The 12,353-nt window shown below is 61.7% G+C and carries 10 protein-coding genes; 1 reads left to right on the top strand and 9 read right to left on the bottom strand.

Translation table 11 applies throughout. The annotated features are described in order from the left end of the window. Positions 1-14 precede the first annotated feature (14 nt). Positions 15-440, bottom strand: a complete 426-nt coding sequence (locus NEZ08_RS02305) for an OsmC family protein (protein ID WP_298102851.1) — start codon at positions 438-440, stop codon at positions 15-17. A gap of 283 nt (positions 441-723) precedes the next feature. On the opposite strand from NEZ08_RS02305, the gene NEZ08_RS02300 reads away from it, so the two are divergent. After that, on the top strand, positions 724-2,217 hold the full coding sequence (locus NEZ08_RS02300; RefSeq protein ID WP_298102849.1) for a hypothetical protein: 1,494 nt from the start codon (positions 724-726) through the stop codon (positions 2,215-2,217). A gap of 115 nt (positions 2,218-2,332) precedes the next feature. Here NEZ08_RS02300 and NEZ08_RS02295 read toward each other — a convergent pair whose 3' ends face one another. From NEZ08_RS02295 to NEZ08_RS02260, 8 genes are all read right to left on the bottom strand, one after another. Beyond that, complete coding sequence (locus tag NEZ08_RS02295; protein WP_298102847.1) at positions 2,333-3,007, bottom strand: helix-turn-helix domain-containing protein; 675 nt, start codon at positions 3,005-3,007, stop codon at positions 2,333-2,335. A 124-nt stretch (positions 3,008-3,131) separates the two neighbouring features. Then, positions 3,132-4,373 carry a glycosyltransferase family 87 protein gene (locus NEZ08_RS02290; protein WP_298102844.1) on the bottom strand — a complete coding sequence of 414 codons (1,242 nt, stop codon included), beginning with the start codon at positions 4,371-4,373 and terminating at the stop codon, positions 3,132-3,134. 248 nt (positions 4,374-4,621) lie between these two features. Next, positions 4,622-6,544, bottom strand: a complete 1,923-nt coding sequence (ftsH, locus tag NEZ08_RS02285) for an ATP-dependent zinc metalloprotease FtsH (RefSeq protein ID WP_298102841.1) — start codon at positions 6,542-6,544, stop codon at positions 4,622-4,624. Between the two features lie 224 nt (positions 6,545-6,768). Next, entirely contained in the window at positions 6,769-7,857 is a 1,089-nt protein-coding gene (tilS, locus tag NEZ08_RS02280; protein ID WP_298102838.1) for a tRNA lysidine(34) synthetase TilS, read from the bottom strand. A gap of 379 nt (positions 7,858-8,236) precedes the next feature. Further along, complete coding sequence (ybgF, locus tag NEZ08_RS02275; RefSeq protein ID WP_298102835.1) at positions 8,237-9,307, bottom strand: tol-pal system protein YbgF; 1,071 nt, start codon at positions 9,305-9,307, stop codon at positions 8,237-8,239. Between the two features lie 155 nt (positions 9,308-9,462). Further along, on the bottom strand, positions 9,463-9,951 hold the full coding sequence (gene pal / locus NEZ08_RS02270; RefSeq protein ID WP_298102832.1) for a peptidoglycan-associated lipoprotein Pal: 489 nt from the start codon (positions 9,949-9,951) through the stop codon (positions 9,463-9,465). A gap of 361 nt (positions 9,952-10,312) precedes the next feature. Further along, a complete protein-coding gene (locus NEZ08_RS02265) occupies positions 10,313-11,047 on the bottom strand; it encodes a hypothetical protein (protein ID WP_298102829.1) in 735 nt (244 codons plus the stop codon). A gap of 181 nt (positions 11,048-11,228) precedes the next feature. Beyond that, positions 11,229-12,353, bottom strand: a 1,125-nt coding sequence (locus tag NEZ08_RS02260; protein ID WP_298102824.1) for a bifunctional diguanylate cyclase/phosphodiesterase, incomplete at its 5' end; no start/stop codon positions are given.

Below are 12,353 nucleotides of genomic sequence, written 5' to 3'. Positions count from 1 at the left end.
ACGGCAGAAGCTCGCTAGACGAGCTTGGCTTCGAGCGAAATTTTGGTGTTCAGAAGCTTCGAGACGGGACAGCCGGCCTTGGCCTTCTCGGCAAGCTCCTGGAATTTCGCGTTATCGGTGCCGGGAATCCTGGCCTGGAGCGAAAGATGCACCGAGGTGATGGCAAAGCCGTCGCCGACCTTTTCGATCGTGACGTCCGCCCTGGTTTCCATCTGTTCGGCGGTGAGTTTGGCTTCGCCCAGGATCAGCGACAGCGCCATGGTGAAGCAGGCGGCGTGCGCAGCGCCGATCAGTTCCTCCGGGTTAGAGCCCGGTTGACCCTCGAAGCGGCTGGCAAAGCCGTAGGGATAGTCTTTGAGAGCGCCACTCCTGGTCGAAATCGCGCCCTTGCCGTCCTTGATGCCGCCCTGCCATTTGGCGGATCCCGATGTAGTCGTCATGTAAAAGCTCCACAGGCTGGAGGTGAAACATGACCTTAGTCTCACTCTTTAATGCGGCAAAATTGTTCGAGGCGCCATAGCGGCACAACCGACTGCGCGGGTTCCGCGCTAGCAATTGTTAACCAGAAGGCATGTTCGGTGACGGCGCTCGAAATCCCGCTCCGGCCTTTACTCAAGCTTAGATCGATCATCCTAAAACATCCGATATTTGCATTTCACCATGCAATCCCAGGAGCATGCAGGGCCAATAGCGAAGCTTGCTTCGATCGTCAGAGGACCGCTGATGTACGCGCTGGAGACCTGGAGCGGAGCTGGGTTTGATCGAGAGAGAAAGACGAGCGGGACGTCCTTTCATACGTCCGGCATTTACATCTTCCTGATCACCTTCACGAGCATCTATTACCTCTCGAACGCACCGCTCCTGCTTGGCCACTACGATCTGGGATGGCACCTCGCCGCAGGCGACCTGATCAGGCAGCGTGGCAGTATTCCCTTCCAGGATCCGTGGGCGTTCACTCTCGGCGACAGGGAGTGGTACAATCTTTCCTGGCTCTGGGATCTGATTGCCAGCATCGTCGTTCAGTACGCCGGCTTTAGCGGTCTCACGCTGGTCACCGTCGGATGCGGCGCGGTGATCGTCGCCTATCTGGCGTCCGCCTGCCTGAGCAGCGGTGCATCGGCGCTTGCGGCTTGTATCGCCGTCTTCGCCACCTGCCTGCTTTACCCAACGTTTGCAACGCCTCCCAATATCTATCTGGCGGCGTCGCCGAACACCGCGACCATGGTGTTCAGCGTGATTTTCTACGTGCATTGTCTGAAGAAAACGCGCCGCTTTCTGCTGCCCGCGATGATGATGCTTTGGGCCAATCTGCACGGCGGCTTCGTGCTCGGCTTTTTCATTATCGGGCTCTTTGGCGGCGTCGCACTGCTTCGACGGAATTGGATGGAGTTCAGGATCTATGGTCTCACGGGCGCGGCCTGCCTCGCGGCCGTCCTCGTCAATCCGCTCGGCCTTCATATCTACGACGGCGTGACGGCGACACTGGGTCACTTCGTGCAGGGGAAGATCACCGAGTGGCAGCCCTATTCCCGGAACATGACGCTGCCCGGCTGCATCCCCGGCATCATCTATATCCTGGTGTTCTTGGCACTCGAACTCCGCTATGCGGGCTCCAGTTCCGTACCGCTGGAAACGCGGCTGTTGACCTGGCTGTTCTTGGTGCTGGGGTTTCATCAGTTCAGATACATGGCGTTCTTTTTTCTGTTCTCGACCGTTGCCTTCGCACGTCACGTCGACCGGCTGTTGCCCGGAAAGCTGAATATTGGCGAGCTGCAAAAATCATTTTGGACGGCCGGTATTGTCGGGCTGTGCGTGCTGCCGTTGACGTTCATGCATGTTCGGCCGGCACTCGGACTCTCGGATGACCTGCTTTCCGAGCAAGACGCGCAGTACCTGCAAGCGAACCTTTCGCAAGCGCGACTTCTCAATCACTGGAACGTCGGCGGCCCGCTGATTTTCCGCACGCATGGCACCGTGCCGATATTTATCGACGGCCGGGCGGCGACGGCATATCCGGACTCTCTGCTGCGCGATTATTTCAAGTTGGTCAAATGGGACATCGACGAGAACGCCTGGGATATGGTGATCGAAAAATACAAGATCGATGCGGTGCTCTGGCCGAAAGTGCATGACGTGTTGCGGCACTTTCTCGTCGACGAACGAGGCTGGAAGGAACAGTATGTTGGCTCGCACGAGAGCCTCTATGTCAAACCATGACGCAGCATTCTTTCGCGCGACGGCCTGAAGCCAGTGTCTTTTCGGTTCGGGAGCACGAAACGAGGCTCCCCGGGTGATGCGGAGTTCAGAATGGGAACACTATAGCCGCCGGCGCCTATGCCCCAGCCCTAGCCATCGCAGGAAGCGCCGCCTGCACCACAAGGCCGCGCGCGCGCGCATCCATCACGCCGACGGCGCGCAAGGCTAGCAACGTCACGGTCTGTACCGCATCGCGCATTTTTCCCGGATCCTCCATGTTTTCCGCCGCAAGCGGCCCGACCAGTGCCTCATGCAAGGCGCCGAGCAGCGCGGTCGCTGCCAGATTGGTGTCCTGCGCCGGCAAATGACCGGCACGGACCGCCGCGTCGATGCGACTTGCGATTTCATCGACCACGGCGCGCCGACTTGCCAGGCGCGACGCCGTCACATCGACGTCGACAGGCTCGGCCAGGATGCCCCAGGCCAGTTTTCGCTGCGACAACGTGTGCACGGCGACGGTGGTCACGGCAGCGGCCAACGCCGACGACGGCCCGGGCGCAGAGTCCGCCGCACGCCGGATCGCTGACAATTCATCGCGTGAGACCTCGGCAATCAGTTCCGAAATCAGGTCGGCCTTGGACGGGAAATAGCGGTAGACCGTCCCGGCGGCGACATTGGCGCGGACCGCGATGGGCGCGATTTGTACCGCCGCCATGCCCCCTTCGGCTGCCGCGTTGCGCGCCGCCGCCAGAATGGCGCTGCGGCGCGCAGCCAGACGTTTCACAACCTGGTGGGTCCGCCGATAGACCATCTCTTGCGTTTCCCGTTCCCTGCGCAGACGAGCCTGACGGCGTCGTGGTGCGAATTCAGTTCTTGGCGGTCAGAAGCTGCCGCTTCAAGAAGTGAACAATAATTCAGAGAAAATGACAAGCGCTTTAGAATTGTCGCGCTGGAGCGCTCGCAGCCGCAACAGGCTGCGTCCCTTCCCGCCGCCAAGATAATCCCAGGCGATGGCCGATGAGCGCGGCGACGACGAGTGAAGCCGCAAAGCCGGTCGGCGCACCGAGGAACGGGAAGATTATGAATAGGGCGGCGACCAACCCGAGCGCCGGCAGTTCGTGCCGCTCAAAACCTTCCTCCAATCCGACGCGAACGAGAAACGCCACCGCAATGGCCAGCACCATTTCGTCGTAGAGAAAGAGGTAAGGCGTCACAAGCAACGCACCCGCCGCGAGCGCCGCAGCTTTCAACTCATACCGGATGTCGCGGCGGCGCCACAGCAATGTGAGCAGCACAGCGACCGCAGCGCTCATGATCGACTGCAAGGTCCAGGCTAGTGATTCCGGACCGCCGAAATAATGGGTCAACCCGAAGATGCTTTGCAGCTTGCCCCATGGCGCGCGCCCTTCGACCAGGAAGGCCTGATTGAACATCGGCATCCAGTGCACGAAGGCCTGCCAGCTTTCGGTGCCGAATGCGAGCCAGGACAGCCCTGCCATCAATAAAGTGATCGCACCGGCCGTAAGAAACACACGCCATTGCGAGGCTGCGATCAGTACCAGCGGAAACAGCAAGCCATATTGCGGCTTGTAGCTCAAAAGTCCGAGGCAGATGCCGGAAAGGACCGGCCAGCGCGGCATCAGCACAAGTGTGCTGCCGATCAGCGATGCAGTCAAAAATCCGTTCTGCCCGACCAGCGTATTGGTGAACACCACCGGGAAAGCGGCCGCGAGCAGCAGGCCGCAGGAGCGCCCGACGATCGCTCGCATCGCTGCGAGATAGGGCAGAAAGCTTGTCGCGGCCCAGCCGGCAAAGGCAATCGCGTACGGAAAATGCGCAAGCGCCGCAGCGATGAACAGAAACGGCGGCGGATAGTGCCAGGCAAAGTTGCCCGGATAGCTCTGGCCGAGAACTGCGACCTGCAGCTGTTTCTGGATGTCCCAGTCGTAGGCGAGCGCCGGATGGCCGTCGAGCACGAGACGGCCAGCGGACCACACATTGATGAAATCGGTCGGGATGCCGAGCCCGTTTTCATCGAATATCCACAAGTGGGAGGTGAACGCCTTTTGCAGCATCGCCGCGTTGAGGACGCACAGCACAAGACAGCCGATCAGGAGCGCGGGCGGGATCGCGTTCTTCGCTGCCGGCATGGTGATATCGGAAGTCAACGTGGCCATGCGGGTCCGGGCGCAGCGGGAAGGCGTTACCCACAAGCATTAGGCCGGCTGCCTTGCCGAAATCTTAAGAGACCCGGGTTGTGCACCGGACCAGCCTCACTCAGGCGATCACCCGCCAGGGCGCCGGCCTCGCGTACCCGCGCATCAGCGCCCGTGCAGACCGAAGCGTCACCATCGGCAGCCCTGGCGCAAAGAAAAGCCCGGCGCGAGGCCGGGCTTTTGCGGTGATCGTTCTGGCTTGCGAGCGGCTATGCCTGCGGCTGCGGCTCCAGCCCGGGATCGGGGTCAGGCCGCGGACGCGGCTTGCCGGCGGGCGGCACCGCGGAGGCGCGTGGCGTCGTTGGTTCAAGCACCGACTCGCGGTTCGGCTTCTTGCCCTTGAGCAGATCCTGAATCTCGTCGCCGGTGAGCGTCTCGTATTCCAGAAGGCCCTTGGCGAGCGCTTCCAGATCGGCGCGCTTCTCGGTCAGAATCTTGGTCGCGTGCTGATAGCCTTCCTCGACCAGGCGCTTGATCTCACTGTCGATCTTCTGCACCGTCGCCTCGGAAGCATTCTGCGTACGCGAGACCGACATTCCGAGGAATACCTCGTCCTGGTTCTCGCCATAGGACACTGTGCCGAGCTCTTCGGAGAGGCCCCAGCGGGTGACCATCATGCGCGCAAGCCGCGTGGCCTGCTCGATGTCCGAGGCCGCTCCGGATGTCACTTTTTCGCGTCCGAACACCAGTTCCTCCGCGACGCGCCCGCCCATCATGATGGCAAGGCGCGAGGTCATCTGCTCCAGCGACATCGACAGCTTGTCGCGCTCCGGCAGCTGCATCACCATGCCGAGCGCACGGCCGCGCGGAATGATGGTCGCCTTGTGAATCGGATCGGTGGCGGTGACGTTGAGGCCGACGATCGCGTGGCCGCCTTCGTGATAGGCGGTCAATAGTTTCTCTTCCTCGGTCATGACCAGCGACTTGCGCTCGGCGCCCATCATGACCTTGTCCTTGGCCTCTTCGAACTCGGCCTGCGTCACCATGCGCTTGTTGCGACGCGCCGCGGTCAGCGCCGCCTCGTTGACGAGATTCATCAGGTCGGCACCGGAGAAACCGGGCGTGCCGCGGGCGATGGTCTTGAGGTTGATATCGGGTGCGAGCGGCACCTTGCGGACGTGAACCTTGAGGATCTGCTCGCGGCCGACGACGTCCGGATTGGGCACCACGACCTGACGGTCGAAGCGGCCGGGCCGCAGCAGCGCCGGATCGAGCACGTCGGGACGGTTGGTGGCTGCAATCAGGATCACGCCCTCATTGGCCTCGAAGCCGTCCATCTCGACCAGCAACTGGTTCAGCGTCTGCTCGCGCTCGTCGTTGCCGCCGCCGAGACCGGCGCCGCGATGGCGGCCGACCGCATCGATTTCGTCGATGAAGATGATGCAGGGCGCATTCTTCTTCGCCTGCTCGAACATGTCGCGGACGCGGCTGGCGCCGACGCCGACGAACATCTCGACAAAGTCCGAGCCGGAAATCGTGAAGAAAGGTACGTTGGCTTCACCGGCGACGGCACGCGCGATCAGCGTCTTGCCGGTGCCGGGAGGACCGACCAGCAACACGCCGCGCGGAATTCGCCCGCCGAGCCGCTGGTACTTGCCGGGATCGCGCAGGAATTCGACGATCTCCTGCAAATCCTGCTTGGCTTCATCGACGCCGGCGACGTCCTCGAACGTGACGCGGCCATGCGCTTCGGTCAGCATCTTGGCGCGGGACTTGCCAAAGCCCATCGCCTTGCCGGCGCCGCCCTGCATCTGCCGTGACAGGAAGATCCAGACGCCGATCAGCGCGATGAAGGGCAGCCACGAGACGAGCAGCGAAACAAACCACGGCACGTTGTCGCCGGGCGGCTTGGCCGTTATGGAAACCTTGCCGTTGTACAAACGCGAGACCAGCGTCGGATCGTTCGGCGCATAGGTCTGGAAGCTCGAGCCGTTGGTAAAGGTGCCGTGAATCTCCGGTCCCTGGATCACCACGTCACGGACATGGCCTTGGTCGACCTCGGTCAACAGCTGCGAAAAGGAGATGTCCTGCGAGGCGGCGCGCTGACCAGGATTCTGGAAAAGCGTGAACAAGGCCAATAGCAGCAGAACAATAATGACCCAGAGGGCGAAATTGCGCAGATTGGCGTTCATTGATTTTCCTTCGTGGTCGCGCGGATCGCGGCCTTCTTCCCCTGGGGCAAGCGCGAGAGAATCCCCTCAGCGCGCCTGCCGGCTAATCTAGGTGCGGGGCCCGTCGCTGCCAAGGGAACTACGGCGGACTATTTAGCCTATTCCGGACTATTACGGTTCAAATCATGTCCTGAAAATAGGGTGATTTCAGGGGTGGTTAAGGCCGGAAAACCACCCGGCCCGCATCAACCTCCCTGGCGTCGCCGCGGCGGAGCCGCCGAGATGACGATTCGGCCCCCGGCGAGGCTGACAATCGCCCCTCCGAGCGTCTGCTTCAGCTTCGGCTGACGCGCGGCGGCCGGCGCGGACTTGCTTTTCGCAGATTTTTGCAGGGCGCTGTCCAGCGCGGCCAGCAAAGCCTCCGCCTTGCCGAGTTCCGCCGGACCCTCATGGCCGACCCGATCGATGGCACGCAGCAATAAACGCAGCCGGATTTCCTCGGGAAGTCCTGCAAAAGCGGCCGCCTCAAAGTCTGCATTGCGCGTGGCATCGCTTGCAGCCGTCGGGGCCCCGATCAACTGGTCTTTCAGTGCGAGATAGCGCGCGGCACCATCGGCCAGAATTTCAATTGCCGCGTTGGCCCTCGCCAGCCGCGAGGCCAGCCTCGCCAAATTGCGTGCATCGCCGCCTTCGGCGCGCAGCTGCTCGATTACCGCGCGGATGCGCGGGCGGGTAAATCGAACGTCGCGGTTGGTGGGATCGTCGGCATAACCAATCCCGGCTTTTTGCAACGTCGCGATGAGCTGCGATTTGGCAACGTTGAGAAACGGCCGGGCAATCAGCACGCCTTCACGTTCGCTCTCGCGTGCCATTGCGGCAAGCCCGCCGATGCCGCTGCCGCGCAACAGCCGCATCAGCAGCGTCTCCGCCTGATCATCACGGGTATGGGCGGTAAGGACATGGCTGGCGCCGGTTTGGCGCGCGAGGCCCGCGAGCAGGCGATAGCGTGCCGCCCGCGCCGCTGCCGGCACCCCGGACGCCGGTTTCTCGCCGGTCCAGCGCATCGTGCGATGAGGTATGCCGAGATCACGCGCCAGACGCTTGACCTCGCGCGCCTCGCGCGCGGCCTCCGGCCGCAAGCCGTGATCGACCGTCGCCGCCAGAAGGCGCGGGCCGCGCGCCAGCGACGTGCGCCAGCGCGCCACTAGCCACATCAGTGCGACGGAATCCGGCCCCCCCGAAACAGCGAGAACCAATCCCGGCGCGTGCTTCCAGTCCGCAAAAAGCGCATTGGCCTGGCGCGCCGAGATCGGCGAGCGATTGTCGTCAGACATGTCACCACCGGCTAGTGCGGCGAATTTGAAGGTCCTACTCAGTGTCGCTGCAAGGTCAAACTTCGAATCCAAGGCCGCTACTCGGAAATCAACAGGTTGCCAGAGCTCTTTTGATTCCGACCTTCGCATCAGAGGTCGCCGCGATATCGTGCTGGCTTTGTAATCGGAGCTCTGGTGGTCCTACCCCAAACATTCGCATCCTTTTTCGGAGCGCACCTTGCGAATGTTAAAATAAAGGATCATCAGAAATATAGGCCTGCGGTGACGCTTGGAATTTTTCATTCGCTCGACGGATCCGCGGCGAGACGACCTGCGAATGTCAAAAATCCACTCCCCTGGTGGGAAGGTCCTGGCTGGACCTTGGCCCGCCCTTTCAAGTCTAGCACTTCGTCCGCTTCTGCTCACGTTCGACGGCCTGCCTGATATTGGCGGCTGAGTGCGGATATTTCCGCTTCACCTCGCCGAAAGCGGCGCAGGCCGCTTCCTTCTCCTTCAAGGCCGCGAGGGACTGTCCCAAGCGCAGCAGGGCGTCCGGCGCTTTCGCTGAGCGATCGTACTTGGTCGTTACCGACAGAAAGGCTTCGGCGGCCTCACGATAGCTCTGGCGTTGGAAAAAGCTCTCGCCCAGCCAGAACTGGGCGTCGGCGACCAACGGATCGCTCGGATACTTTCGTGTGAAATTGCGCATTGTTTCCGCCGCCAGCGCATAGTCCTTGCGCTCGATATAGCCGACGCCAAGATCGAACTCGTCCCTCGGCGTCGCCGAGGGTGGCAAGGTGGTCAGCGCGCCGCTGCCGTTGAGATTGCGCGAAGGCGGCAGCGTCCCGGCGCGAGCCCCGCCGGTATTTGCGAGGTCGAGCGGTTCGCCGGCCCCTCGCCCGCCGGGCGCACCGATCGGCACCCCGGGAGAAATCGGCATTTGCCCGCCACCGAGCGCGCGCGGGACACCGGGCGCATTCGGGTTCTGGGTCGGATCAAATGCATCTCCGCGCCGTCCGCCCGGCGACGGCCCTGCCGGTTCCTGAACGATAGGTGCCGGAGCGGCAACCTGCGTCTGATAGCCGCCGGGCGGCGGCTGTTGATACCCACCGGACGGGGGCTGATACCCACTGGACGGGGATTGATACCCTCCTCCTGCCGCTGGCTGTTGATAGCCGGCCACTGGCGGCAAAGCAGCCGCATTGGCCGCCGGGGCTGCGCCGGACTGTCCCGGAAGCTGAGCTCCGCCCTGAAGCGCGTTCAGGCGCTCCTCGAGTTGACGGTTGCGATGTTGCAGTTCCTCGTTCTGGCCGGTGAGCTGCCGCAACTGATTTTCCAGCTGCTCGATCCGGACTTCCGGATCGGCGTCCTCAGATTGCGCAAACGCCGGCGCATGCCACGCGAAGGCGCACGATCCAAGCGCCGCGGCCAACGCAGCAGCGCGGATGGTTTTATAAATCCCGAATGACATTTGGGCCTGACAGGCGGTGATGACAGATCAGATTGAGGGAGGGAGTACGCCAAAAATGTGACTGAGACAAATCACGCGACATCCGCCCAAAGCATTACCGGCGCCGCTCCAAAAAGAGCGGCGCCGGCGAAATGATCTCGCCAATCGTGCGCGCCTTACGAGCTCGCGTTCAGCACCGTGACGGCGCGGCGATTCTGCGACCAGCAGGATATGTCATTGCAAACCGCAACGGGACGCTCCTTGCCATAGGAGATGGTGCGCATCCGCGACGGGTCGATGCCGCGCGAGGCGAGGAAGGTTCGCACCGACTGGGCGCGGCGCGCGCCGAGCGCGATGTTATATTCGCGGGTGCCGCGTTCGTCGGCGTGGCCCTCGATGGTGAAGGTGTAGCGAGGATAGGCCTGCAACCACTGCGCCTGCTTTTCCAGGGTCGCGATCGCCTGCGGAGACAGGTCTGTCTGGTCGCTGTCAAAAAAGACGCGGTCGCCGACATTGACGACGAAATCCTGCTGGCTGCCCGGCGTCGCTGCGCTCGCCATTGCCCCGTCGGTCAGCGGATTTTTCGCGCAGGCGCCCATCGATAGCGCCACCGCAAGGGCTGCGGCCAGCTTCAAACCCTGGAGGATACGCATAGGGTGTTTCATTCCGGAGCCTCCACGCTCACGTTTTCAACTTCTATCCGGTCTACAGGTCGATGGTTAAGCGAACGTTCCGTCAACCTTGATGGGTTGTTGCCGGACCCGTTCAAATGCCCCACGTCGGCGAAAAGCGACCGGCATGGTTAATGAGTTGTAAATGTGGCACGAGGGTGAAGGCAAGGCCGATGGGTGGAATATACCGACTTTTCAAGAGCATAGGCTGTGATTTGGCCGGTAATCTGCCGGCATGGCCATGGCCATGGCCGCCAAAGGCGGCCGGCGCCGAGAGGCCGTTCGCCTCTCCGGAAGGCAGCCAATCAGGTGGATTAGCGCGGAGGGGTGCGCCCAACACCTCTCGACCGGCTGATTAGAGAGAGACCTGGCTCGGCAGAAACTCCGGCAGGTCGAGCGCCAAAGGCGGCTGCTCGCGAGGACGCTGGAAGAGCATCTGCCGCTCGAAATGGGTTGACTGCATAATGGGAAAACGCGCCAGGACCCGTTCGCGAAGCTTCCGGAAATCCGACGCCATCAAGGATGTCTTCATGGTATGCCAGCCCGGAAATGCCCGAGGCTCGCCGATCGGCTCGTGTAGAAAGACCCGCCGATAAAACGGCTGGTGATCGGGACGCACCATCGCGAGCCCGGTATCAGCATTGAAATAATCGCACGCCAGATAGGCCAATCGCAGCGTCACGTAGGGAAGTTCCGGAAACAGCCGGGCTTTTTCCGGATCCGCAGCCAAACGTGCGGGGTCGATAAAAACTTCACCGCGATCAAGCCGGCTATGGAGAATGTCGCCATACAACTCGGTCGAGTAAGACATCCGCCACTCGGACGTCAGCAGGTGAATGCGCAAAGAACTGCAGAGCTCGCCGTCAAGATAAATTCCGAAAATCCACGAATTGGGCGCGTCATCGTAACGATCACACACCTGTCCGGACTCTGACGGCAAAATCAGTCCAGCATGCAGATACGCTTTGTAGCGCAGGGAGTAGACTAAATCCTTATCTTCAGGTGTCTCGGCGAGCCTGTATTCGACCCGATCCAATAGCGCCGCTCCGCGCTCAACGGGTAACGTGCGCGGTTCGGCCCCTGGCTGCATCTGATATTCCTCAACCGCAAACAACTTCTACGAGAAGAAAAGATTAATAGTTCCTTGAAGAAATTGCAAAGCATTCGAGACGTTACGGTTAACCGCCCGACGCAACAAAATTCCGTCCGGCGGGGAATTTTCCGGAGAGAATAGTCAGCTCGACGAAGAGATCGAACGCGGCGCGCGGGCCTCAGGCAATCGAGCGGGAAGAAAGAAAATCTTCCGGCCAGCGGCCGTGCGAGGCGTTCAGCAGTTGCAGAATCCGCGGCCCCGGAACGGGCCGGCTGAAGAGATAACCCTGGGCCTCGCTCACCGTACCGTCGGCATTGATGAGTTCGAGCTGCTCGTTGGTCTCGATGCCTTCGACCACGACCGACATGCCAAGGTCCGCGCTCAGGCGTGCGACGCCCCGCAACAGCCGAAGCGGACGGTCGCTGTCGATCCCTTCCAGGAACGAACGGTCGATCTTCACCTTTTGCAGCGGGAAGTTGTGCAGGTAGCTAAGGCTCGAGTAGCCGGTGCCGAAATCATCCAGCGAAATGCGCACGCCGAGCTCACGCAGTTGCGCGAGCAGCTCGTTGATCAACTGCGTATTGCGCAGCAAGGAGGATTCCGTGATCTCGATCTCGAGGCGGTGCGCCGGCAAGCCCGAGACGTCGAGCGCATAGCGAACCTCGCTCAGGAGATCACGCTGATGAAACTGCTGCGGTGAGAAGTTGACCGCGACGCTGACGGCATCCGGCCACTGCATACATTCCTGGCAGGCCTTGCGCAGGATCCAGCGGCCGAGATCGACAATCAGACCCATGTCTTCGGCAACTGGAATGATGTCGACCGGAGAGACCGTACCTCGAAGCGGATGGTTCCAGCGCAACAGTGCTTCGCAGGTCGATATCTTGCCGCTCTTCAGATTGACCAGCGGCTGGTAGAACAGCTCAAACTCCTCGTTTGCCAGCGCCTTGCGCAGATCGAGTTCGAGAATGCGCCGGGCCTCGACGACTTGCGCCATTTCATCTCGGAAGAAGCAGAAGGTGCCACGGCCGTCCGCCTTGGCGCGGTAAAGCGCCATGTCCGCATTCTTCAGAAGCGTATCGGCGCTGCCCCCGGAAGTCATGGCGATGCCGATGCTGGCGCCGATTTCCACCAGATGGTTGTCGATCTTGTAGCGCTCGCTCAGGTGATCGACGATGCGGCGCGCCAGCGCGGCAGCCTCGTCAGGCAACCTGATGTTCTGCTGGAATACGACGAATTCATCACCGCCAAACCGAGCCACGAAATCCTCAGGCCGCAACATCGCGCGCAGCCGATCGGCAAC

Source organism: Bradyrhizobium sp. (assembly GCF_027451485.1).
Taxonomy (GTDB): Bacteria; Pseudomonadota; Alphaproteobacteria; order Rhizobiales; family Xanthobacteraceae; genus Bradyrhizobium.
This window is presented reverse-complemented; position numbering and strand designations above follow the sequence as displayed.

What these genes read in the sequence shown, in the direction of transcription:
- NEZ08_RS02290 (WP_298102844.1), bottom strand. Translation starts at nt 4,373, where the DNA reads ATGGCCACGTTGACTTCCGATATCACCATGCCGGCAGCGAAGAACGCG.
- pal (WP_298102832.1), bottom strand. Translation starts at nt 9,951, where the DNA reads ATGAAACACCCTATGCGTATCCTCCAGGGTTTGAAGCTGGCCGCAGCC.
- ybgF (WP_298102835.1), bottom strand. Translation starts at nt 9,307, where the DNA reads ATGTCATTCGGGATTTATAAAACCATCCGCGCTGCTGCGTTGGCCGCG.
- NEZ08_RS02305 (WP_298102851.1), bottom strand. Translation starts at nt 440, where the DNA reads ATGACGACTACATCGGGATCCGCCAAATGGCAGGGCGGCATCAAGGAC.
- NEZ08_RS02265 (WP_298102829.1), bottom strand. Translation starts at nt 11,047, where the DNA reads ATGCAGCCAGGGGCCGAACCGCGCACGTTACCCGTTGAGCGCGGAGCG.
- ftsH (WP_298102841.1), bottom strand. Translation starts at nt 6,544, where the DNA reads ATGAACGCCAATCTGCGCAATTTCGCCCTCTGGGTCATTATTGTTCTG.
- NEZ08_RS02300 (WP_298102849.1), top strand. Translation starts at nt 724, where the DNA reads ATGTACGCGCTGGAGACCTGGAGCGGAGCTGGGTTTGATCGAGAGAGA.
- tilS (WP_298102838.1), bottom strand. Translation starts at nt 7,857, where the DNA reads ATGTCTGACGACAATCGCTCGCCGATCTCGGCGCGCCAGGCCAATGCG.
- NEZ08_RS02295 (WP_298102847.1), bottom strand. Translation starts at nt 3,007, where the DNA reads ATGGTCTATCGGCGGACCCACCAGGTTGTGAAACGTCTGGCTGCGCGC.